The sequence below is a fragment of the Micromonospora mirobrigensis genome (assembly GCF_900091555.1).
Taxonomy (GTDB): domain Bacteria; phylum Actinomycetota; class Actinomycetes; order Mycobacteriales; family Micromonosporaceae; genus Micromonospora; species Micromonospora mirobrigensis.
Genome location: NZ_FMCX01000005.1, coordinates 161,333 through 182,754, shown reverse-complemented (window position 1 = coordinate 182,754; position 21,422 = coordinate 161,333). Strand labels below are relative to the sequence as shown.

General features: G+C 74.0%; 15 protein-coding genes, 1 pseudogene and 1 riboswitch. Of the genes and pseudogenes, 6 read left to right on the top strand and 10 right to left on the bottom strand.

All coding sequences use genetic code 11. From position 1 onward, the window contains the following. The first annotated feature begins 13 nt into the window (after positions 1 to 13). Positions 14 to 973 carry a TAXI family TRAP transporter solute-binding subunit gene (locus GA0070564_RS18080; protein ID WP_091609853.1) on the top strand — a complete coding sequence of 320 codons (960 nt, stop codon included), beginning with the start codon at positions 14 to 16 and terminating at the stop codon, positions 971 to 973. On the opposite strand, the gene GA0070564_RS18075 is transcribed toward GA0070564_RS18080, so the two are convergent. Both GA0070564_RS18075 and GA0070564_RS18070 read right to left on the bottom strand, forming a co-directional pair. Further along, complete coding sequence (locus tag GA0070564_RS18075; protein WP_091609852.1) at positions 970 to 2,454, bottom strand: sensor histidine kinase; 1,485 nt, start codon at positions 2,452 to 2,454, stop codon at positions 970 to 972. The genes GA0070564_RS18080 and GA0070564_RS18075 overlap by 4 nt on opposite strands. 11 nt (positions 2,455 to 2,465) lie before the next feature. Further along, on the bottom strand, positions 2,466 to 3,122 hold the full coding sequence (locus GA0070564_RS18070; protein ID WP_091609851.1) for a response regulator transcription factor: 657 nt from the start codon (positions 3,120 to 3,122) through the stop codon (positions 2,466 to 2,468). A 104-nt stretch (positions 3,123 to 3,226) separates the two neighbouring features. Between GA0070564_RS18070 and GA0070564_RS18065 the strand changes: the two genes are divergently transcribed. After that, positions 3,227 to 3,565 (top strand): DUF952 domain-containing protein, encoded by a 339-nt coding sequence (locus GA0070564_RS18065; protein ID WP_091610304.1) that lies wholly within the window; start codon positions 3,227 to 3,229, stop codon positions 3,563 to 3,565. A 256-nt stretch (positions 3,566 to 3,821) separates the two neighbouring features. Beyond that, positions 3,822 to 4,994 carry a glycosyltransferase family protein gene (locus tag GA0070564_RS18060; RefSeq protein WP_091610302.1) on the top strand — a complete coding sequence of 391 codons (1,173 nt, stop codon included), beginning with the start codon at positions 3,822 to 3,824 and terminating at the stop codon, positions 4,992 to 4,994. A gap of 9 nt (positions 4,995 to 5,003) precedes the next feature. Here GA0070564_RS18060 and GA0070564_RS18055 read toward each other — a convergent pair whose 3' ends face one another. The 6 genes from GA0070564_RS18055 to GA0070564_RS18035 form a co-directional block, all read right to left on the bottom strand. Then, positions 5,004 to 6,932, bottom strand: a complete 1,929-nt coding sequence (locus GA0070564_RS18055) for a DUF6311 domain-containing protein (RefSeq protein ID WP_425412494.1) — start codon at positions 6,930 to 6,932, stop codon at positions 5,004 to 5,006. A 22-nt stretch (positions 6,933 to 6,954) separates the two neighbouring features. After that, positions 6,955 to 7,689: an alpha/beta fold hydrolase gene (locus tag GA0070564_RS18050; protein WP_091609849.1), complete on the bottom strand. Its 735-nt coding sequence runs from the start codon at positions 7,687 to 7,689 to the stop codon at positions 6,955 to 6,957. 106 nt (positions 7,690 to 7,795) lie between these two features. Further along, positions 7,796 to 8,683 (bottom strand): C39 family peptidase, encoded by an 888-nt coding sequence (locus GA0070564_RS18045; protein ID WP_091609848.1) that lies wholly within the window; start codon positions 8,681 to 8,683, stop codon positions 7,796 to 7,798. A gap of 229 nt (positions 8,684 to 8,912) precedes the next feature. Further along, positions 8,913 to 9,051, bottom strand: a riboswitch (cyclic di-AMP (ydaO/yuaA leader). A 290-nt stretch (positions 9,052 to 9,341) separates the two neighbouring features. Continuing rightward, entirely contained in the window at positions 9,342 to 10,112 is a 771-nt protein-coding gene (locus GA0070564_RS18040; protein ID WP_091609847.1) for a hypothetical protein, read from the bottom strand. A 149-nt stretch (positions 10,113 to 10,261) separates the two neighbouring features. Next, entirely contained in the window at positions 10,262 to 10,765 is a 504-nt protein-coding gene (locus GA0070564_RS29400) for a hypothetical protein (RefSeq protein WP_176730725.1), read from the bottom strand. A 94-nt stretch (positions 10,766 to 10,859) separates the two neighbouring features. Beyond that, positions 10,860 to 12,110: an acyltransferase family protein gene (locus tag GA0070564_RS18035; protein WP_245670096.1), complete on the bottom strand. Its 1,251-nt coding sequence runs from the start codon at positions 12,108 to 12,110 to the stop codon at positions 10,860 to 10,862. Positions 12,111 to 12,274: 164 nt separating this feature from the next. Here GA0070564_RS18035 and GA0070564_RS18030 point away from each other — a divergent pair, with 164 nt between their 5' ends. The 3 genes from GA0070564_RS18030 to GA0070564_RS18020 all read left to right on the top strand — a co-directional run bounded on the left by GA0070564_RS18030 (position 12,275) and on the right by GA0070564_RS18020 (position 15,048). Continuing rightward, positions 12,275 to 12,940, top strand: a complete 666-nt coding sequence (locus GA0070564_RS18030; RefSeq protein ID WP_091609845.1) for an HAD family hydrolase — start codon at positions 12,275 to 12,277, stop codon at positions 12,938 to 12,940. A gap of 37 nt (positions 12,941 to 12,977) precedes the next feature. After that, a complete protein-coding gene (locus GA0070564_RS18025) occupies positions 12,978 to 13,607 on the top strand; it encodes an alpha-ketoglutarate-dependent dioxygenase AlkB (RefSeq protein ID WP_091609844.1) in 630 nt (209 codons plus the stop codon). A 94-nt stretch (positions 13,608 to 13,701) separates the two neighbouring features. After that, a complete protein-coding gene (locus GA0070564_RS18020) occupies positions 13,702 to 15,048 on the top strand; it encodes a uracil-xanthine permease family protein (RefSeq protein WP_091609843.1) in 1,347 nt (448 codons plus the stop codon). A gap of 89 nt (positions 15,049 to 15,137) precedes the next feature. Here GA0070564_RS18020 and GA0070564_RS18015 read toward each other — a convergent pair whose 3' ends face one another. Together GA0070564_RS18015 and GA0070564_RS30570 are read right to left on the bottom strand one after the other, a co-directional pair. Further along, positions 15,138 to 17,627, bottom strand: coding sequence for a DNA gyrase/topoisomerase IV subunit A (locus tag GA0070564_RS18015; protein WP_091609842.1), 2,490 nt, complete (start codon positions 17,625 to 17,627; stop codon positions 15,138 to 15,140). A gap of 32 nt (positions 17,628 to 17,659) precedes the next feature. After that, positions 17,660 to 21,205 (bottom strand): annotated as a pseudogene (locus tag GA0070564_RS30570) (ATP-binding protein); the annotation flags it as partial. Positions 21,206 to 21,422: the final 217 nt, after the last annotated feature.

Below are 21,422 nucleotides of genomic sequence, written 5' to 3'. Positions count from 1 at the left end.
CAGAGTGCAGCCTGTGAACCGTGGCCGGTCTGTCCCGGGCCGCCGGCACCTCGCCCGGCTGGCCCTGCTCGCGCTGCTGGTCACCGCCGTCCTGCCGCGGCTCGCCGGCTGCCGCGACGAGCCCGCCGAGCCGGTGCGGATCCGGATCGCCACCGGCAGCCCTACCGCCGTCTACCACGCCTTCGGCGAGTCGCTGGCCACCATCCTCAACCGGGAACTGCCCGGGGTCCGGGCCAGCGTGCTGGTCACCGCCGCCTCCCAGGCCAACGTCGGGCTGGTCGGCTCCGGCGAAGCCGAGCTGGGCTTCACCCAGGCCGACGTGCTCACCGCCGACGTCGTCGGGCAGTCCAGGGTGCTGGCCGTGGCGCGGGTCTACGACGACCTGCTGCACCTGGTCACCCTGGCCGGTGGCCCGGTACGCCGGCTGGCCGACCTGCGCGGGCACCGGGTGTCGGTGGGGGCGCCCGGTTCCGGCACCGCCACCACCGCCGGCCGGCTGCTGGACGTCGCCCACCTCACCGACGGCGTACGACGGCAGCAGCTCGGCCTGGACGACTCGGTGGCCGCGCTACGGGCCGGGCGGATCGACGCCTTCTTCTTCTCCGGCGGCCTGCCGGTACGCGCCGTCGAGGAGCTGGCCGCCAGCACCGCCACCCGGATCGTCGACCTGGGCGAGTGGACCGAGCCGCTGCGCCGTGCCCACGGCGAGGTGTACGTCACCCGGGACATCCCCCGGTCGGCGTACAACACCGATCCGGTGAGCACGGTGGCGAACCCGAACTACCTGATCGTCCGGGCGGACCTGCCGGAGCCGCTGGTGCGGGAGGTGACCCGGCTGCTGATGGACCGCCGGGCCGAGCTGGCCCGGGCGCATCCGGCTGCCGGCCGGATGAGCCCCCGGTCGGCGATCGCCACCGACCCGCTGCCGTTGCATCCGGGGGCGGCGGACTGGTACCGCGAGACCAAGCCCTAGCGGGGCTCGACGACGGCCGGGGCGGGGTCCACCGCCGGCGCCGGAGCGGGATCCGCGGCGGCTTCGGCCGGGTCCACAGCTTCGGCCGGGTCCACAGCTTCGGCCGGGTGGGCCGGCGGCGCCGGGAACCAGAGGCCGGCGGCCAGGCCCCGGGGCTCGACGGCCCGCATGGTGAGCCGGCCGGCGGAGGCGTCCACCAGCACGGCCACGATGGTCAGGCCCAGCCCGGCGCCGTCGACGTTCTGCACCTCCGGGGCCCGCCAGAACCGCTCGGTGGCCTGCCCCAACTGGCTCTGCGTCATGCCGGGGCCGGTGTCGCGCACCTCCACCGCGATGCCGCCGTCCTCCCGGCGGACGGTCACCGTCACCTCTCCCCCGGTCCCGCTGAACTTGACCGCGTTGTCGATCAGCGCGTCCAGGGACTGGTCGATCGCGGTGGGCACCGTCCGGGCGTACGCCGGCGTGGTCCCGACGGCCAGCCGCAACGTCACCGACCGGTGCCGGGCCAGCGGCTGCCACGCGGTGACCCGGGAGGCCGCGACGGCAGCCGCGTCCACCACCACCCGCTCGTTCTCCGCCCGTTCGGCCCGGGCGAGGGTGAGCAGGGCGTCGAGCACCTGCGCCAGCCGGTCGGTCTCCTCCAGCGCCAACCGGTGCTCGGCCCGGCCGTCCGGGTCGGTCAGGCCGGGGCCCAGCTCCTCCACCCGTAGCCGCAGCGCGGTCAGCGGGTTGCGCAGCTGGTGACTGGCGTGGGCCACGAAGGCGCGCTGCCGGTCCATCACGTCGGAGACCGCGTCGGCCATGTCGTTGAAGCTGGCCGCCAAACGGCGCAGCTCGGGTGGGCCGAGCCGGGGCCGCACCCGGGCGGTACGCCGACCCTCGGCGATCTCGTGCGTGACGGCGTCCAGTTCGGTGACCGGGCGCAGCACCCAGCCGGCCAGCCCGAACGCGGTCAGCACGCAGGCCAGCACGGCGACCATCCCGATCCCGGCGAGCAGCAGCCACCAGGTGGTGACGGTACGCCGGACCCGGTCCGCCGGCGTGGCGGTGACCACGGCGCCGAGCACCTCACCGCCGTCGTTGATCGGCACGGCCACCACCACCGGCCCGTCCGCCCACGGCCAGACCAGCTCGGGCGCGCTGAACTGCTGGCCGGACAGGGCGGTGTCCAGCGCCACCGCGCTGCCCGACCCGCCGCGCCAGCCGGCCGACGCGGCGACCGTCCGGCGTTCCCGGTCGACCACGACCGCGCCGATGCCGTACAGCTGGTGGTAGGCGCGCAGCTCGCTGCCGAGCGAGCCGGGGGCGCCGCTGCGCAGCGCCGGTCGGGCCAGCGAGGCGAACCGGGTGGCGTCGGCCAACCGGTCCGCGCGGACCCGGTCGGTCTCCCGGGTGGCCAGGGTCGCCGCGAGCGGGGTCTCCAGCGCCAGCAGCACCAGCACCATCAACAGCAGGTAGCTGATCACCAGCCGACGACGCACCCCGGCCTCCTCTACTCGCCGCGCAGCCGGTAGCCGACCCCGCGTACGGTCTCCACCAGGGTGGAGTCGCCAAGCTTGCCGCGCAACGATCCCACGTGCACCTCGACGGTGTGCCGGTCCGCCCAGGTGGTGCCCCAGACGTCGAGCAGGATCCGGTCCCGGGGCACCGCGACCCCGGGCTGCCGGGCGAGCGAGAGCAGGATGCCGAACTCCTTGCGGGTCAGCGCCACCGGCCGGTCGTGGACGGTGACCGTGCGCCCCTCGACGTCGATGCGTACCGCGCCGACCTCGATCGCGCTGCGCTGCGGCGGGGTGTGCGCGGCCCGCCGCAGCACCGCCTCGATCCGGGCCTGCAACTCCACCATGGAGAACGGCTTGACCACGTAGTCGTCGGCGCCGAGCCGCAGGCCGAGCACCCGGTCGCGCTCCTCGCCCCGGGCGGTGACCGCGATGATGCCGAGCTGGCTGCTGCGCCGGCGCAGCTCCCGGCAGAGGTCGGTGCCGTCGCCGTCGGGCAGCGTCAGGTCGAGCAGCACCAGGTCGCAGGGGGCGGCGGAGAGTGCGGCGGCGACGGTGGGCGCGTGCTCCACCTCGTAGCCGCGCCGGCTCAGCGCCGACGACAGGGCCGCGGCCACCCGACGGTCGTCCTCGACGAGCAGGATGCGCACCTCTACCCCCCGTTCGTCGGTCCGTTGCCCTGGGAATGGTGGCAGACGCACCGGCCCCGCGGGAGGGCCGGTCGGTCGGCGGCACCGGACCGTACGCTGGTGCGGTGATCTACAAGTTGCTGCCGACGACCGAATGGGACGCCGCCTGTCAGCGGGGCCGGTTCACCGGGTCCGCCGTCGACCGCGAGGACGGCTACCTGCACTTCTCGGCCGCCGACCAGGTGGTGGAGACGGCCCGGCGGCACTTCGGCGGGGCGACCGGGCTGACCCTGCTGACCGTCGACCCGGCCCGCCTGGGCGCCGCCCTGCGCTGGGAGGCGTCCCGCGGCGGCGCGCTCTTCCCGCACCTCTACGGCGATCTGCCGGTCGACGCGGTGGTGGTGGCGGAGGCCCTGCCGGTGGACCGGCCGGCGGCGGACGCGGTCGCGGCGCTGCTGCCCTGACCGGAGCGCGCACACCGTCGGGTGTCCGACAGTGACCCGGGCTATCCCCCGGGAGAGGCGCGTCGGGCGCACCGGGTGATGCTGCCCTTGTTAGGCTGCCCGCGCGGTTTCGGATCATCAGACGCCCCGGCCCACCGGTCCCGCCGGTGGTCGGCCGGGCTGCGCCGAAGAGGAACAGGATATGGACGTCGCAGCGGAAGACGGTCGCGACGAGAGGACTTCCCCCGGTTCCCTTCCCGTGACCGACGGTCGGCGGGTGCCCACCGGGCCCGAGCGGACCGACCCGACCACCACCGACCCGACCACCACCGACCGGCCGACCCGCTCCGGGCCGCTCCGGGCGCTGGCCCTGGCCTGGCCGGCCCTGCTCGGGTACGCGGCCGTCCGCGCCGTCGGCCTGGTGGTGCTCGGGATCTGGGCGGAGGCGCGGGGCCTGTCGTTCGACGCCCTGCTCACCGATCGCTACGACAGCCGGTGGTATCTCCAGATCGCGACGCTGGGCTACGACCGGGCCGAGAACCTGCACAGCAACATGGCCTTCTTCCCGCTCTATCCCGGGCTGGTCGCGTTCTTCGGTGACTCCTGGGCGATGGACCTGCGCCAGGCGGCCATCACCGTGTCCTGGGTGGCGGCCCTCGCCGCGGCCTGGGGGCTCTTCGCCATCGGCAACCACCTGCAGGACCGCCGGACCGGGGTGCTGCTCGCGGTGCTCTGGGGTGTGGTCCCGCACGCCGTGGTGGAGAACCTCGCCTACACGGAGGCGATCTTCACCGCCTTCGCCGCCTGGGCGCTGTACGCCGTGCTCACCGAGCGGTGGCTCACCGCCGGCGTGCTCTGCCTGATCGGCGGGCTGACCCGCCCGACCGCGTCGTCCCTGGTGGCGGTCGTCGGGCTGGCCGCCCTGGTCGCGCTGATCCGACGGCGGGGGCCGTGGTGGCGGCCGCTGGTCGCCATGCTCCTGGCGCCGCTGGGCTGGCTGGCCTTCGTCGCCTGGGTCGCCGACCGCACCGGCCGAGCGGACGGCTGGTTCCTCATCCAGGGCAAGGGCTGGAACTCGTCGTTCGACGGGGGCGCGTTCACCTGGAGCCGGACCGGGGACGTCCTCGACCACCCGTCCCGGCTGGCGCATTACCTGGTGGTGCTGGTCCTGCTGACCGCCCTGACCCTGTTCGTGCTGAGCATCATGGACCGGCAGCCGTGGCCACTGCTGCTCTACAGCGGGTTGCTGCTGGTCACCACGATCGGCGCCGCCGGCTACTACCACTCCAAGGGCCGGTTCCTGCTGCCCGCGTTCGCGCTGCTGCTGCCGGTGGCGGGGGCGCTGGCGGGCGCCCGGCGGGGCCGGGCGTACCCGGTGCTGATCCTGCTCACCGCGATCTCCGCCTACTGCGGCGGCTACCTGATGCTGGTCTGGACGTCGTCGCCCTGACTCGGCCGGTCAGCGGGTGAGCGGACGGACGTCCCACACCCACACGTCGTCCACCTGACGTCCCGGGCCGTAGCAGGCGTCCAGGACGGTACGCAGCGCCGCCGCCCGGGGATGGCCGGCGGGCAGCACCAGAGCGTCCGCCTTCCAGTGCCGGACATCGGCCACCGCCCGGTCCCGGTCGGCGGCGGTCACCGCGGTGCCCCGGGTGCCGGCGGCGACCGCGGTCAGCAGCGCCGCCGTCGGTCGGGGCTCGACCCCCCACCGGCCGGTGCTGTCGGTGGGCGAGGTGGGGGCGAGGAAGTAGCCCTGCGGCACGGCGAACCCGGCGACGGCGGCGGAACCCCAGCGGATGGAGGAGAAGTTGTCCACCGGCACCGGCACCAGGGTGCGCCCCTCGGCGACGTGCTCGCGCCAGGCGCCGGAGGTGACGAACTCCGGCACGGGTGGCCGGGCCTGCGCGGGCAGCGGGGTGGGCACCATCGGCAGCAGCCCGGCGACCAGCGCCGCAGCGGCGGCCAGCCGCAGCGGCAACCGGCGGCCACCGGCACCCGTGGTGGCGGTGAGCACCCGGTCCAGCCAGATCGCCAGCAGCAGGCCCAGCGCCACCGTGGTGATCAGCGCGAACCGGGCGATCACCATGGAGTCGAAGACCGGCAGGTGCGCCAGGAGCGCGAACGGCGCCGGCGTGTCGGTGCGTTCCCGACCCCAGGCCCACGTCGACCCCTGGGAGAGCAGCGCGGTGACCACGCCCACGACCACCAGGATGCGTACGACCAGCAACCGCCAGAGCGCCACCGCGGCGACCAGCGCCAGCAGCAGCGCGGGCAGGCCGAAGAAGCTCGCCTCCTCGGTGGTGTTGGCGACCAGTCCCTTGGTGTCGCCGCCGAAGACGGTGCGGGTGGCGAACGCGGCGAAGGAGGCCAGCTTCAACGCGTACACGTCGTGCTCGCCGGGGTGGCCGGTGCGGTGCTGCGGCCCGGCGAACTGCATCCAGAGCGGGTACGCGGTGGCGACGGCCACCAGCACTCCGGCGACCGCCAGCCCGCCCAGCGTCCGGGGCGCCTCCCGCACCGCCCGGCGCGGGCTGAGCAGCAGGTACGCCAGTGCCGCCAGCGCGCAGCCCACCGCGACCAGGAAGAGGATCTCCAGCCCGATGTAGAACTGGGCGACGACCAGCGCGCCGAGCACCAGCCCGTCGCGGACGGTGTGCCCCGGCCGGGTGAGCCGGACGACCTGCCAGAGCAGGAACGGCACCAGCCACTGGGCGGTGATGTGCGGGTGACCGTTGCTGTGCGACACCAGCGCCGGGGCGAAGGCCAGCACCAGCCCGCCGACGAACGCCGCGACCCGGGAGGTGACCACGTGCCGGGCCAGCACCAGGTACCAGGCCAGGCCGGTGGCGACCAGGTTGAGGGTGATGAAGACCAGGTACGACAGGGCCGCGCTGCCCAACACGGTGACCGGGGTCAGCAGCAGGCCGGGCAGTTGCATGCCGACGTTGGTCATCAGGTTCACCCCGTCCGGGGCGTTCTGGAGGGTGGTGAAGAACGGGTTGTCCAGTCCGGTGGTTGCGTGGGCGTCGAACGCCAGCATCCACTCGTTGAAGCTCTGGTCGCCGGGGCGGGTGCCGAGGAAGACGCCGTTCGGGTCGGCCCAGCCACGCCAGGTCACCACGAGGGCCGCGGCGAGGTAGGCCAGCGCCGCGAAGAGCACGGACCGCCACCCGGGTCGGCGCCCGGTCCGGTCCGCGTCCGGCGGGGTCTGCCGCTGCGCCGGGTCCTTCCCGTCGGCCGCGCCCGCCCCGGCCACCGAGCCGGCCCCGGACGACCCGGCCACCGTGCCGGGCGGACCGGCGGCGTCGGTGCGGGTGGTGTCGACGGGGGTGGTGTCGGCGTCGGTCGGGGCGAGGCTGGACTGGCGTTCCGTCACCCGTGGCATCTTACGGCCGCCGCCGCTCCGTTCAGCGGTACGCCTCGACCAGTGCCAGCACCGCCGCCGGGTCCTGCACGTGGGCGTTGTGGCCGAGCCCGGGCAGGGTCACCACCGGCACCCCCAACCCGCCGAGCTGCGCGTCGGTCACCATCGGGTCGTCCTCGCCCCGGGCCAGCAGCACCGGGGCGTCGGTGGCGGCCAGCAGGGCGGTCAGGTCGGGCGCGCCGACGGCGAAGGCGCCCGGGTCCATGGCGAGCCGCCACCGCCCGTCCGCGCTGCGCAGGCCCGCGTCGACCACCGGGTGGTCCGGGGCGAACAGCCCGGTCAGACCGGCCACCCGCAGGTAGCGCCGGGCCGCCTCGTCCCGGGTAGCGAACCAGGTGACCGGCCGCTGCGCCAGCTCCCCGGCCCTGGCCAGCTCGGCCGGCGACCAGACCGCCTTGATGCCGAGCCCGACCACCGCGGCGACGGGCAACCCGGCGGTCCGGGCGGCCAGCGCCAGGCCCACCACCCCGCCCAGCGAGTGCCCGAGGACGACCAGCCGGTCCCGGCCGTCGAGCCCGCCGGCCACCTGGTCGGCGAGCCCGCGGAAGGAGTACCGGAGCAGGCCGGGCGACCAGCCGTGACCGGCGAGGTCGGGCGCCAGCCACCGGCCGGGCCAGTCGCGTTCCAGCAGGGGCGCCCACGGCAGCCACACCTCACCGGTGGCGCCCATCCCGTGCAGGAGCAGCAGCAGGGGGCGGTCCCGCGTCCCGTCGACCATGGTGCGCAGTCTGCCACCGGTCGGACACGGCGCGCGAGGCCCGCCGTACGCGAAACGGACGCCGGCCCCCGTGGGGAGCCGGCGTCCGGTCGGTTCGTCGTATGGGTCAGGCGGAGTAGCCGCGGGTGGCGATCCAGTTCGCCAGGTCGGCGGCGCTGATCCAGTACGCCGGCAGCGACGGGTCGGCCGAGTCGGCGATCCGCAGGGTCCGGCCGTTGTCCTGGTAGCCGACCACCGCGATGTAGTGGCCGCCGGGGAAGGAGTGCCAGCCACCCTGGGTGTCGGTGGCGTCCCCGGCGATGTTCGCCACGACGCCGCGACCGTTGCTGACGGCCCTGACCACGTCGGCGCTGAGCCGCTCGATCTGCGCCGACGACGGGCTGCCGGCGAACATCGTCGTCCGGTACGGGGAGCCCTTCACCATCTGGTTGAGCACCCGGGTGGTGTCCTCGGCGGAGTTCGTGCCCATCTCGGTGGTGCCGAGCGGGCCGGCGAGGCCCTCCTGGGTGGCCTCGACGCCGCTGGCGCTCAGGGCGTTGCGCACGGCGGCCGGGCCGCAGTTGTAGTAGGTCGACTGGGCCTCGTAGGTGTAGTCGAGCACCTTGGTCGCCGGCGGCTTCTTCGCCGCGGGCTTCTCCGCCACGGCCTTCCTGGTCGCGGCCTTCTTGGTCGCGGCCTTCGTCGCGGTGACCTTCTTCGCCGCCGGGTTGCCGGTGAGGTCCGGGTCCGGGGTGGCGGTGGCCGACGGCGACGCCGGCGGGCTGACCGGCGCGGCGGCCGCGATCCGGGCCTGGCCACGGGTGGCGGCGTCGTCGAGGCGCGGTGCGGCCTCGGCCACCGCCGCGGCCTCCTGGCGGGCCGGCGCCTCGGCGGGGCCGGCCAGCAGCGCACCGGTGGCGGAGGCCGCCACCAGCGCCGCCGCCGAGGCGGCCACGACCTGGTAGGGACGTTCGGTGGCGAGGCGCCGCAGCTGTCGCTTGAGGTGGTGCTTCACGTCTTTTCCTCCACGGTACGGGGGGAGAGCGGCGCACCCCACCGAGGCGCGGAGGACTCACGCGCAGCAGGGGACGTCGGCCGAGGGCGGCCGCTCGCGGGGATGACGCCCGGTCAGCCGGGCGGAAGGTCGAACGCGGCGCTCAGCTCGCGCGCCCGGCGGGGGCGAGCGACGGCACCGCGGCACCGTGAAGGCGGAACATTCGAGGGGTGGGTTCGGGCACGGGTGGAGCTCCTTCCGCGACCGCCTACCGGGTTAGCTGACGGATTCGGGCGGGAAGAGCGCCCTACCGCGGGCCGTGGCCCTGCGGATTCACCCCGACGTACCTGGGTCCCCGGTTCGTGAACACGATTCGGCGGGTCCGAGCGGCGTCGCCACCTGCGATCGAGAACCGCTCCGGACCGCGCCGACACTACTTGTCGGTCACTGGCCTGCCAACCCCCCGCGAGCTGCGTAAACCCCGCCCGGACCGGCGACGCTTTCCGCGTTGGAGCACTGACCGTACTCAATGGGGACGACGGTTCCTCCCGGCCCGGAAAGGCCGGAACGGGACGGCCGGTGACCGAATTCCCCCAGTCGATCTCCGGGCTGGCCCGACACGCGCCCGATGACCGTTTCCACTGCCGAGTGACCGGCGTCACGCAAATTGAGCAGCTGGTCAGCCGACCCGGGCCGGGCGCCACCGGGTGGCCGTACGCGCCGGGGTGGAGGTCGACGCCGGGACGGTGCGGGGCCGCGACGCCGGGGCGACCCGGAGCCGCTGCGCCGCGGCGTACGCCTCGGCCGAGAGGGCACGGGCCGACTCGGCGGCCAGTTCGGCCGCCCGCCACGCCGACCGCTCCCGCTCGGCGGCCCCCCGGTAGCCGGCCAGCCGCCCGTCCCGGACCGCCCGGGCCAGGGTGACCTCCTGCTCCGCCGGGTGCCGGCGGGGATCCCACCCGTCCCGGTGGCCGAAGACGTCACTGAGCTGGCGGGCCGTCAACTCACCGCGCCAGTGCGCCGCCATCGCCGCCTGGTGCAGCCAGCGCTCGCGCTGCGCGTACTCGGCCGGGGTGCGCGGGGTACGCGGGGTCGGCATCGCGTCGGCGCCGGTGAACCGGCGGGCGGCCGTCTCCGCCTCGTCGTACGCCTGCCAGGCCAGGTCGACCTCCGCCTGGGCGGCCAGCCACTCCGACCGCCGACGGCGGGCGGTCTGGGTAGCGCCGGTCGCCGCCACGGCGACCTCGTCGGCGTACCGGCGCAGGTCGGCCGCCGCCGCGGCGGCGAGGGCGGCGGACGAGCCGGGGGCGGGTTCCTCGTCGGGCGCCCGGTCCCGGTCTGGGCGGGCGACCAGCACGGCGAGGACGGAGAGGGAGAGCACGAGCAGCGCCGACCAGATGGCGACGGCCTGCGGGACCTCGATCAGGAACTGCTGGAGGACGATGTTCATGACGGCACCTCGCGGGGAGCGGACGCGGTGGAGCGGGGAACCGCTGCCGCCGGACGGGTGGGCGCCGTCGCGGGCGCCACGACCGCCGGCCGGCGGGCTTGCGGTGATCAGGTCGAGGAAGAGTGGCGGGCGCGTGGCCCGCGGATCCGTCAGGCCACGGGCGGGGCACGAGGCCCGGTGGCCGCCACCGGCCGTCCGGCCGGCACGGGTCGGGACCCGGCCTCGGCCGTGGGGCCGACCGGTGCCGCCCCGACCGGGCCGCCGGCGACAAGCAGAAGGTGCACGGGGGTGACGTCGCCGCGCGTCGCGTCGGAGCCGGTGACGACCGCCCGGAGCTCGACCCCCGGACGGTCGGTGGCGTCGAGCCCGGCCGAGGTGGCCCGGCCGGGCGCCCCGAACGGGGCGGATGCCGGTGGGAGGCCGACGGTCGCCGCGAGCGGGACGGAGGCCGGTCGGAGGCCGACCGCGGTCGCCGCGAGCGGGGCGGAAGCCGGGTCGGCCGGACCGGGGCCGAGGGCGACCGAGGGGCCGGGCCCGGCGGGCAGCGGCACGGCGCCGGTAGAGAAGACCACGGCCAGGGCCAGGCTGGTCAGCAGCCGCCACGTCCAGCGCGCCACCCACCACAGCGGACCGGTGAGCGCGACGGGAAGCACGGCACCACGCTACCGTCGACCACCCCCGACCCGCACGGCGGCCGGGCGTGTCGTGGCCGGCACGCCGGGCCGCACCGACCAGGATGGACGCAGCTCAGACCGGGTCGCGCCGGCCCACGTACGCCAGTGGTTGGTCGGGGTCGCCGGAGCGCGGCGCCGGCACCCGCGCGGCGGACCCCGGCGGCGCGGCGGCCGGCTCCGGCGCGGTGGGCGACCCGACCGCCGGCCGGCGGCGGGGCGGGGCCAGCCGGCGCATCATCGGCGTCTCCACCCACCGGTGCAGCAGCCCGGCGAGGACCAGGTTGACCAGCAGGAAGCCGAGCACGGCGGCCGGCCCCCACCAGCCGGGCAGCCCCTCGCCCCGGAGCCCGGTGAGCCGCAGCACGGTCACCATCACCAGCACGTGCACCAGGTAGAAGGCGAAGGAGACCTCGCCGAGCCAACGCATCCGGCGGCCCCGCCACGGGGTCGGCCGGCCCTGCACGTCGGCGCGGGCCGCCGCCGGGATGACCAGCACGTAGGCCGCGGCCATCAGGCCGGCCCAGAGTTCGGCCGGCACCCACCGGGCCGCCACCAGCCAGGTGACCACGAACAGGCCGCTGGCGACGCCGAGCCCCGGCCCGCGCCAGCGACCGCGGCGCAGCAGCTCGGCGGCGGCCACCCCGAGCCAGAACTCCATCGACCGGACCACCGGGAAGATCTGGGTGAACCACCAACGGTCCGACTCCGGCACCAGCTGCTGCACCGGCCAGAGCGCCACGATCAGCAGCGGCACCGCGACCACCACGGCCGCGAGGGCGGCCGGGCGCATCCGGCGTACGACCGGCAGCGCGAACGGCAACGCCAGGTAGAAGAACAGTTCGCAGGAGAGTGACCAGCTCACCGTGTTGACGCTGTAGAAGTGACCGGGGGTGGGGTCCCAGGCCTGCACCAGCAGCAGGTTCTCCACGGTGGCCCGCAGCGGGAGCGGGTCGGCGAACCACCAGCCGACCAGCAGCGCCGCCGCCCAGGTGACCAGGTGGTTCGGATAGATCTTGGCCAGCCGGCGGCGCCAGAGGTCCCGCCGCCGCTGGCCCGGACGCGCCGACCAGACCAACACGAAGCCGCTGAGCACGAAGAAGAACTCCACCCCGGACAGACCCAGGGCGAAGGTCTTGTCCAGCACCGCCTTCAGCGCGGGCTCGGCGACGATGCCCATCGTGGCGGCGTGGAAGCCGAAGACCAGCAGGGCGGCGATCCACCGCAGCCCGGTCAGCGACGGCAGCCGGCTCGGCGGCGCGTCGACGGCGGGCGTACCGGCCGGGGCGCCGGTCCCGGGATCGGCGACCGTCGGATCCACCGGCACGTCTCGTCTCCTCCTCGACCGGGGCGTCGTCCACCGCGACACCGCCCGGGGCACCCTACCGGCCCCCGCCCCCACCTCCGTCCCCCCGCCTGCCGGCTCCATGGCGCATGATCGGGTGCACGGCCCGGGCGGGGACCCGGCGCGACGGTGACGGGGGAACGGACATGATCGAGGCGGTCTTCTTCGACGTCGGCGGGACGATCCTCGACGAGACCCGGGAGTTCGCGGACTGGGCGGACTGGCTCGGCGTCCCCCGGCACACGTTCTCGGCGGTCTTCGGCGCGGTGATCGCCAGGGGCCAGGACTACCAGGAGGCGTTCCGGACCTTCCGGCCCGACTTCGATCTCGCCGCCGAACTCGAGCGGCGGGCGGACGCCGGCGTACCGGAGACGTTCGGCGAGGAGGATCTCCACCCCGACGCCCGGCCCTGCCTGGCCGCGCTCAAGGCGCAGGGCCTGTTCGTGGGCCTGGCCGGCAACCAGCCGCCGCACGCCGAGGCGACCCTGCGCGCCCTCGACCTCCCCGTCGACGCGATCGGCACCTCGGCCGGCTGGGGCGTGACGAAGCCGGCGGCGGCCTTCTTCGAACGGGTCGTCCGCGCCGGCGGCGGTGACCCGTCGACGATCCTGTACGTCGGCGACCGGCCCGACAACGACGCCCGTCCCGCGATGGCGGCCGGCATGCCGGCCTGCCTGATCCGGCGCGGACCGTGGGGGCACATCCTCGACGACCCGGCCGTGGCGCAGCGGTGCCTGTTCCGGATCGGTTCGCTGGACGAGCTGCCCGGCCTGGTGGCCAGGCACAACGCCACGAGCCCCAAGGCCGGCTAGTCGTACGCCTGTTCGACCGGAGGGGTAGGATCGGGGCGTGTCCGACGTCGCGTACCAGCCCTCGATGCTGGATCTGCAGGACGAGCCCGGCCTGGGCCCGCTCGCCGGGCTGCGCCGGCACGAGCTGAGCCGGGGCGCCTGGGTCGACCACCTGCCCGGCTGGGTGCACGGCTCCGACGCGGTCTTCGACACCCTGCTGCACGACGTGCCGTGGCGGGCCGAGCGCCGCACCATGTACGACAGCGAGGTCGAGGTGCCCCGCCTGCTCTGCTGGTACGCCGGCCACCGTCCGCTCCCCCACCCCGTGCTGACGGCGGCCCGGACGGCGCTGACCGCCCACTACGCCGACGAGCTGGGCGAGCCGTTCGTCACCGCCGGGATGTGCCTCTATCGCGACGGGCGGGACAGCGTGGCCTGGCACGGCGACACGCTGGGCCGCTCCGCGCACACCGACACGATGGTCGCCATCGTCTCCTTCGGCTCGCCTCGGCCGCTGATGCTGCGGCCCCGGGGCGGCGGGGAGACCCTGCGGTTCCCCCTCGGCCACGGCGACCTGGTGGTGATGGGCGGCTCCTGCCAGCGCACCTGGGAGCACGCCATCCCCAAGACCGCCCGCCCGGTCGGCCCGAGGGTCAGCGTGCAGTTCCGCCCGGCCGGGGTCGCCTGACCGGCGGGCTGTCGATCCGGCCGGTCCGGCTCGTGCTAGAAACAACTCCCAGGGTCGACCACGCCCCCGTCATCCGACGAGCGAAGGGCGTCCCATGACCCAGACCCCCACCGAGCCGCGTCCCCGACGGTCGCCGTGGGCCGTGCACGGCGACGGCCGGTCGATCCGACCGGGCGACGTGGTGCACCCGGGCGAACGGCTCTCCTGGCCGCGCACCCTCGGCGTCGGCGTGCAGCACGTGGTGGCCATGTTCGGCGCCACCTTCACCGTGCCGCTGATCACCGGTTTCCCGCCGGCCACGACACTCTTCTTCTCCGGCATCGGCACCCTGCTCTTCCTGCTGATCACCAGGAACCGGCTGCCCTCGTACCTCGGCTCGTCCTTCGCCTTCATCGCCCCGGTGCTGGCCGCCAAGGCCGGCGGTGACATCGGTCCGGCGCTCGGCGGGATCGTGGTGGCCGGCGCGGTGCTGGCCCTGGTCGGCCTGGTCGTGCAGCTGGCCGGCGCCCGGTGGATCGACGCGCTGATGCCGCCGGTGGTCACCGGCGCCATCGTCGCGCTGATCGGCCTGAACCTCGCGCCGGTGGCCTGGGACGGCGGTGGCAGCGGCACCGGGGTACGTGCCCAGCCGCTGATCGCCGTGGTCACCCTGGCCGCGATCCTGGTCGCCACGGTCGCCTTCCGCGGCTTCCTGGCCCGCCTCTCCATCCTGCTCGGGGTGGTGGTCGGTTGGCTGCTCGCCGCCGCGCTCGGCGACCTCGACCCGAAGGCCGTCGAGGCGCTGCGGCAGGCCGACTGGGTGGGGCTGCCGCAGTTCCACGCGCCCAGCTTCAGCCTGCGCGCGGTGGTGCTGGTCATCCCGGTGATCCTGGTGCTGATCGCCGAGAACGCCGGGCACGTCAAGGCGGTCGCCGCGATGACCGGCCGCAACCTGGACCGGCAGATGGGACGGGCGTTCCTCGGCGACGGGCTGGCCACCGTCCTCGCCGGCTCCGGCGGCGGCTCCGGCACCACCACGTACGCCGAGAACATCGGCGTGATGGCGGCGACCCGGGTCTACTCCACCGCCGCGTACTGGGTGGCCGGGGTGGCGGCCGTGCTGCTCGGGCTCAGCCCGAAGTTCGGCGCGCTGATCCTGACCGTGCCGGCCGGGGTCCTCGGCGGCGCCACCACCGCGCTGTACGGCCTGATCGCCGTCCTCGGCGCCCGGATCTGGATCGAGAACCGGGTCGACTTCCACGACCCGGTCAACCTGATGACCGCCGCCGTGGCGCTGATCGTGGGCGCGGCGAACTACACCGTCGTCGCCGGTGACCTGTCCTTCAACGGCATCGCGCTGGGCACCGCCGCCGCCCTGGTGATCTACCACGGCATGCGGTTGATCGCCCGGCTGCGCGGTACCAGCGCCGAGACCCGGCGCGGCCCCGAACCCGAACTCTGACCCACCCCGCTCCCCGTCCCCGCGCCGCGCGCGGCGGCCCACGACGGGGGCCGGCGAGAATCGCCGGCCCCCGTCATGTCACGGATCGGTCAGTCGCGTTCGATCTGGTGGCCGACCACGGTCGGGCCGAGCATCACGGCGAACCCGGAGCCGTCCCGGCGCGGGTCGGCCGGCGGCAGCTCCACCGCCTCGCCGGTCGCCGTCGCGCCCACCGGACGGGCACCGATCCAGGCCACCGCCAGTTCCTCCTCGCCCCTGAGGAACCGCTGCGCGCGCACGCCGCCGGTCGCCCGGCCCTTCGCCGGGTACGCCTTGAACGGCGTCACCTTGACCGTGGCGCCGGTCGAGGTGACCACCATCGGCTCCCCGTGCCCCGGATCGTCGGTGCGGACCGCCCCGAACCAGACCACCCGGGCGCCGGCCGGCAGGTTGATGCCGGCCATGCCGCCGCCCTTGACGCCCTGCGGGCGTACCACCGAGGCGGCGAAGCGCAGCAGCGACGCCTCCGAGGAGACGAAGGCCAGTGACTCCTGGCCGTCGGTGAGCCAGGTCGCCCCGACCACCTCGTCCCCCTCGCGCAGGGAGATCACCTCGAACTCGTCCGAGCGGACCGGCCACTCCGGGGCGCAGACCTTGACCACGCCCTGTCGGGTGCCGAGCGCCAGGCCGGGCGAGCCCTGCACCGACGGGCCGAGCGGCGCCAGGCCGACCACCGTCTCCCCCGGCTCCAGCGGCACCAGCTCGGCGGCGGACATGCCGCCGCGCAGCGACACCGTGCCGGACTGCTCGGGCAGCACCGGCAACGGCAACACGTCGATCTTGAACGCCCTACCGGCGCTGGTCACCAGCAGGACCCGGCCGCGGGCGGTCGAGTGGACCACCGCGCGTACGGCGTCGTGCTTGACCCGGCCGCTGCGCCGGCGCGCCTCGGCGGCCTCCTCCGACTCGGCCGCGGTGCGGGCCACCAGGCCGGTCGCGGAGAGGATCACCTGGCACGGGTCGTCGGCGACCTCCAGCGGGCCGGCCGGCACGGACGCGGCCAGCACCTCCTTGAGGTCGCCGTCGACCAGGGTGGTGCGGCGCGGGGCGCCGAACTGCTTGACCACGGCGGTCAGCTCGTCGGAGACCAGCTTCTTGAGCACCTTCTCGTCGTCCAGGATGGTGGACAGCTCGGCGATCTCGGCGCGCAGCTTCTCCTGCTCGGCCTCCAGCTCCAGCCGGTCGTACCTGGTCAGCCGGCGCAGCGGGGTGTCCAGGATGTAGGTGGCCTGGATCTCGGAGAGCTTGAACTGACGCATCAGGCCGTCCTTGGCCGCCTGCGCGTCGTCGGCCGCCCGGATCAGCCGGACCACCTTGTCGATGTCGATCAGGGCGACGAGCAGGCCGTCGACCAGGTGCAGCCGCTCCTCACGCTTGCGCCGACGGTACGAGGTGCGCCGGGTGACCACCTCGTACCGGTGGGCCAGGAAGACCTCCAGCAGCGCCTTCAACCCGAGGGTACGGGGCTGCCCGTCCACCAGGACCAGGTTGTTGACGCCGAAGGACTGCTCCAGCGGGGTGAGCCGGTAGAGGTCGGCGAGCAGCGCCTGTGGGTTGACCCCGACCTTGCACTCGATGACCAGCCGGGTGCCGTTCTCCCGGTCGGTGAGGTCCTTGACGTCGGCGATCCCGGTGAGCCGCTTGGTCTTGGTCACCTCGTTGGTGATCGCCGCGATGACCTTCTCCGCGCCGACGCCGTACGGCAGCTCGACCACGGTGATCGCCTGCCGGCCCCGGCTGCCCTCCAGCGGACCGATCTCCACCTTGCCGCGCATCCGCACCACGCCGCGCCCGGTCTCGTACGCCCGGCGCACCTCGTCCAGGCCCAGCAGCACGCCGCCGGTGGGCAGGTCGGGCCCGGGGACGAACTCCATCAGCTTGTCGAGCGTGGCGTCCGGGTGGTTGATCAGCCAGCGGGCGGCGGAGACCACCTCGCCCAGGTTGTGCGGGATCATGTTGGTGGCCATTCCGACCGCGATCCCGGACGCGCCGTTGACCAGCAGGTTGGGGAACGCCGCCGGCAGCACGGTCGGCTGGCTCAGCGAGCCGTCGTAGTTCGGCTCCAGGTCGACGGTGTCCTCGCCCAGCTCGCCGACGAGCAGCATCGCCTCCCGGGACATCCGGGCCTCGGTGTATCTCGCCGCGGCCGGTCCGTCGTCCGGGCTCCCGAAATTTCCATGCCCGTCGATCAGCGGCGCGTTGAGCGAGAAGTCCTGCGCCAGCCGGACCATGGCGTCGTAGATCGCGGTGTCGCCGTGCGGGTGGTAGCGGCCCATCACGTCACCGACGATCCGGGCCGACTTCACGTGGCTGCGGTCGGGGCGGTGGCCCGCCTCGTGCATCGACCAGAGGATGCGCCGGTGCACCGGCTTGAGCCCGTCCCGGGCGTCGGGCAGGGCCCGGGAGTGGATGACCGAGAAGGCGTACTCCAGGTAGGAGTCGGAGACCTCGGTGACCAGCGGGTTGTCGAAGACCCGGGCGCCGGCCTGGTCGAACGCGGACAGGTCGGCGCGGGCGCGGTCGTCCCTACGGCGTGCCATGGTTCAGCTTTCCCTTCCAAGGAACCCGGTGGTCATGCGTCGATCGCCTCGCGGTCGACCCGGTCGGCCGAGTCGATCAGCCAGTTGCGGCGCGGCTCGACCTTCTCGCCCATCAGCAGTTCGAGGATCCGCTCGGCGGCGTCGACGTCGTCGAGGGTGATCCGGCGGACCGCCCGGGTGGCCGGGTTCATCGTGGTCTCCCACAACTCGTCGGCGTCCATCTCGCCCAGACCCTTGAAGCGCGGGATCGGGGTGACGATCTGCTTGCCGGCCTTCTCCAGCTTGCGGACCGCCGCCTCCATCTCCGCCTGGGTGTAGGTGTAGATGGTCTGCGGGTTGCGCCCCCTCGTGGTGATCTTGTGCAGGGGCGGCATCGCGGCGTAGAGCCGGCCGGCCTCGATCAGCGGCCGCATGTAGCGGGCGAAGAGGGTGATCAGCAGGGTTCGGATGTGCGCGCCGTCGACGTCCGCGTCGGCCATGATCAGCACCCGGCCGTAGCGCAGCGCGGAGAGGTCGAAGGTACGCCCCGAGCCGGCCCCGAGGACCTGCACGATCGCCGCGCACTCGGCGTTGTCCAGCACCTGCTGGAGGTTGGCCTTCTGCACGTTGAGGATCTTGCCGCGGATCGGCAGGAGCGCCTGATACTCGGCCGTGCGGGCGACCCGAGCGCTGTTGTGGACGAACACTCCGACTTCGAGGGCGAAGTTGTGGTAGCCCTCGACGGTCAGGTCGTACACGTCCGCTGTCTCGTCGAGCGCCTCGACCGAAAGCACCTTGTGGTTAACCAGAGAGGCAGCCTGCCGGAGACGACCGAAGTCGCCGTCGTAGAGGGCGAGGAGACGGTCGAAGCGAAGGCCGGTACGGGCGTGCTGCATCCGGTGAGCCTCGTAGGCCTCCGGCAACTCGTCGTCGGGAAGGCTCAGGAGCGGGGGGAGGCGACGCAACGCTGCGAGTTTGCGGCCCTCGTGCTGCCTCCCGACTCGGACGTCGCGGGGCGTGGTGGCGACATAGCGGGCCCGGCCAGCCTGGGCCTTTGAAAGCTGTCCAATGGTGGGATCCGTCATGCGCTGCCGCATCAACTGCGAGTGCCGCTCGCCGAACTCCGGATTGTCCCGATGCCATGCCTGCACCGCGTTGCGCTGCCGGTCCCGCTCCGCGGGGTCGGCGAACTGCTCGGTGGTCTGCCGGGAACGCCAGGCGCGGAGTTCCGGATCCTGCCACTGCCGCACCGAACGCTCCCGCCACTCGGCGCGGCGAGCGGGATCGTCGAAATACTTTCTGACCCGCTCGGCCGCCGCTGCCCGGTGCTCGGGGTGAGCCCAGTACTCGGCCTGCCGCACCCGCATCCGCTCCGCGTAGGCGTGCTGCTCTTCAGCGTCGAGGCCGTGATACCAGTCCTGGAAAGCGGCCTCGATCTTGGCCCGGAACGCGGGCGATTCGTTGAGCGTGAAGAGGCGGGCCAGGCATGCCTCGCGGAAGGCGCGATCCTGCCACTGGGCCGTCAACATTGCCGAGCGGAACTCCCGCCCGCCGTTGGCGAACCACTCCCGCCAGCCGGCCTGCACGTGCTCGCCCATCATCGCCGCATGCAGCGCCGAGTGGTCGGCCCAGGTCATCCGCCGGAGGTTGCGTGGGTCGTTGTTGAGCTTGTTGATGTCGATGTGGTGGCGCACGTTGCCGTTGGCGGCACTGTCCCGGCCGTGACGCAGGTTCCAGGCGTCGGCGAGGTAGTGGGTGTAGACCCACTCCTCGCGGTCGTTCATCCAGACGCGCTCGTACCCCTCGAGATTCTGTCCCTGGCTCTTGCGAGAGAGGGTGCGGTAAAGAGGCATGAGGGAGTCGCCGGCGGTGAGCGCATCAGCCCGACGGTACGAACCGTCGCGGAGCCGGAACAGGTGATCCGGGGTGCAGCGCACGGACTCGCCGTTGTCGAGGGTGACCCGCACCAACGGGGCGGCGCGCTTGGTCAGTCTCGGCTCGACGAGTGGGGCGAGCACCACCCGGCCGGCCTTGTTGGTGGTGTAGCCGAAGTGCCTGACCCCCTGGGCCCAGTCCGCCGCGAGGTCGGCGAACGATCGGCTCTCGCCGGAGGCTAGGGCGACCATCGTGTCCCCGGTGAAGCACCCGAGGGCGCTGTCCCCCTCCACGATGAAAAGCTCGCTGCGCTCCACTCCATTGGATCGGCAGTCGACCAGTTTGGCCGGCATCGACGCGCCCTCCAGGGCGGTCTTGCGGCGCGCGGCGTCCTTCTGCTGCTTCTGGGTCAGCCGCACCCGGGCCGCGTCGACGATCTTCTGGAGGACGGTCCGCGCCTCGGCCTTGGTCCGGCGGTCCTCCAGCCAGGCCTTGAGGTGCTGCTCCACCTGGGTCTGGATCACCTTGGTGATGCCCGCGGTGGAGAGCTCGTCCTTGGTCTGCGAGGTGAACTGCGGCTCGGGGATCCGCACGTGCACCACCGCGGTCATCCCCTCCAGGACGTCGTCCAGGGTGGGCGCGTCCTCCCTGGGCTTGAGCAGGCCGCGGGTGTTGCGGGCGGCGTCGGCGAGGGTGCGCGCCAGGGCCCGCTCGAAGCCCTTGCGGTGGGTGCCGCCGTGGGCGTTGCGGATGGTGTTGGTGAAGCACTCGACGGTGCGTTCGTAGCCGGTGCCCCAGCGGAACGCCACCTCGACCTCGGCCCTGCGCTGCACGTTGGACTGCATGACGCCGTTGGCGTCGGCGGCGTTCTCCCGGTAGGTGCCCTCCCCGGTGACCAGCAGCGTCCCGGAGACCGGCCGGTCGCCGGCCGGGGCCAGGAACTCCACCATGTCGGTCAGGCCGTTGGGGAAGTGGAAGGTCTCCCGGGCCGGCTCGGCGGCCGTCTCGTCGCGCAGCAGGTAGGTCACGCCGGGGACGAGGAACGCGGTGTTGCGCAGCTTGAGCCGGACGGCGTCGGCGTCCAGGGTGGCGCCGGTCTCGAAGTAGCGGGCGTCGTGCCAGTACCGGATGGAGGTGCCGGTGCGCTGGCCGCGCTTCATGGCGCCGACGATCTGCAGGCCCGGGCCGGGGGTGAAGGGGGCGTCGGGGCCGTCGCCGTCGAAGATCCCCGGTACGCCGTGGCGGAACGACATGCTGTGCACCTTGCCGCTGCGGCGCACGGTGACGTCGAAGCGGCGGGACAGCGCGTTGACCGCGGAGGCGCCCACGCCGTGCAGGCCGCCGGAGGTCTTGTAGCCGGAGCCGCCGAACTTGCCGCCGGCGTGCAGCCGGGTGAGCACCAGCTCGACGCCGGAGATGCCGGACTTGGCGTGCACGTCGGTGGGGATGCCCCGACCGTCGTCGTCGACCTGGACGGAGCCGTCGGCGTGCAGGATCACCTCCACGCGGGTGGCGTGGCCGGCGACCCCCTCGTCGGTGGAGTTGTCGAGGATCTCGTTGACGAGGTGACCCACGCCACGACTGTCGGTGGAGCCGATGTACATACCTGGGCGCTTCCGGACGGCGTCCAGGCCCTCCAGGTGTGTCAGGTCGTCGGCCCCGTACAGGGTCTCAGGCTCTGCGGTCAACTGGTCGTACTCCCAGGTCTCGGCGGTGTGGTGCCGCTCACCGTCTTGATCTCACCGTCTTGATCATTACGCGCGGCGCGCCGAGGCGAGCCTAGTCGGACGCTCCGACACAACGGCGCAGGGCCGCGCGACCCGCCGGGGCGGTGCCGGTCCGGGCCACCCGAGCGACAACGCGTCGGGCGGTCGGCCTCTTCCCCCTCGGCGGCCGGGGGCGAGCGATCCGGGTGTTTCCGTCCGGTGACGAACCTGCTGC

Coding starts and splice junctions, on each gene's coding strand:
- GA0070564_RS18055 (WP_425412494.1), bottom strand. CDS start 6,932: ATGCCACGGGTGACGGAACGCCAGTCCAGCCTCGCCCCGACCGACGCC.
- GA0070564_RS18050 (WP_091609849.1), bottom strand. CDS start 7,689: ATGGTCGACGGGACGCGGGACCGCCCCCTGCTGCTGCTCCTGCACGGG.
- GA0070564_RS18040 (WP_091609847.1), bottom strand. CDS start 10,112: ATGAACATCGTCCTCCAGCAGTTCCTGATCGAGGTCCCGCAGGCCGTC.
- GA0070564_RS18030 (WP_091609845.1), top strand. CDS start 12,275: ATGATCGAGGCGGTCTTCTTCGACGTCGGCGGGACGATCCTCGACGAG.
- GA0070564_RS18020 (WP_091609843.1), top strand. CDS start 13,702: ATGACCCAGACCCCCACCGAGCCGCGTCCCCGACGGTCGCCGTGGGCC.
- GA0070564_RS18015 (WP_091609842.1), bottom strand. CDS start 17,627: ATGGCACGCCGTAGGGACGACCGCGCCCGCGCCGACCTGTCCGCGTTC.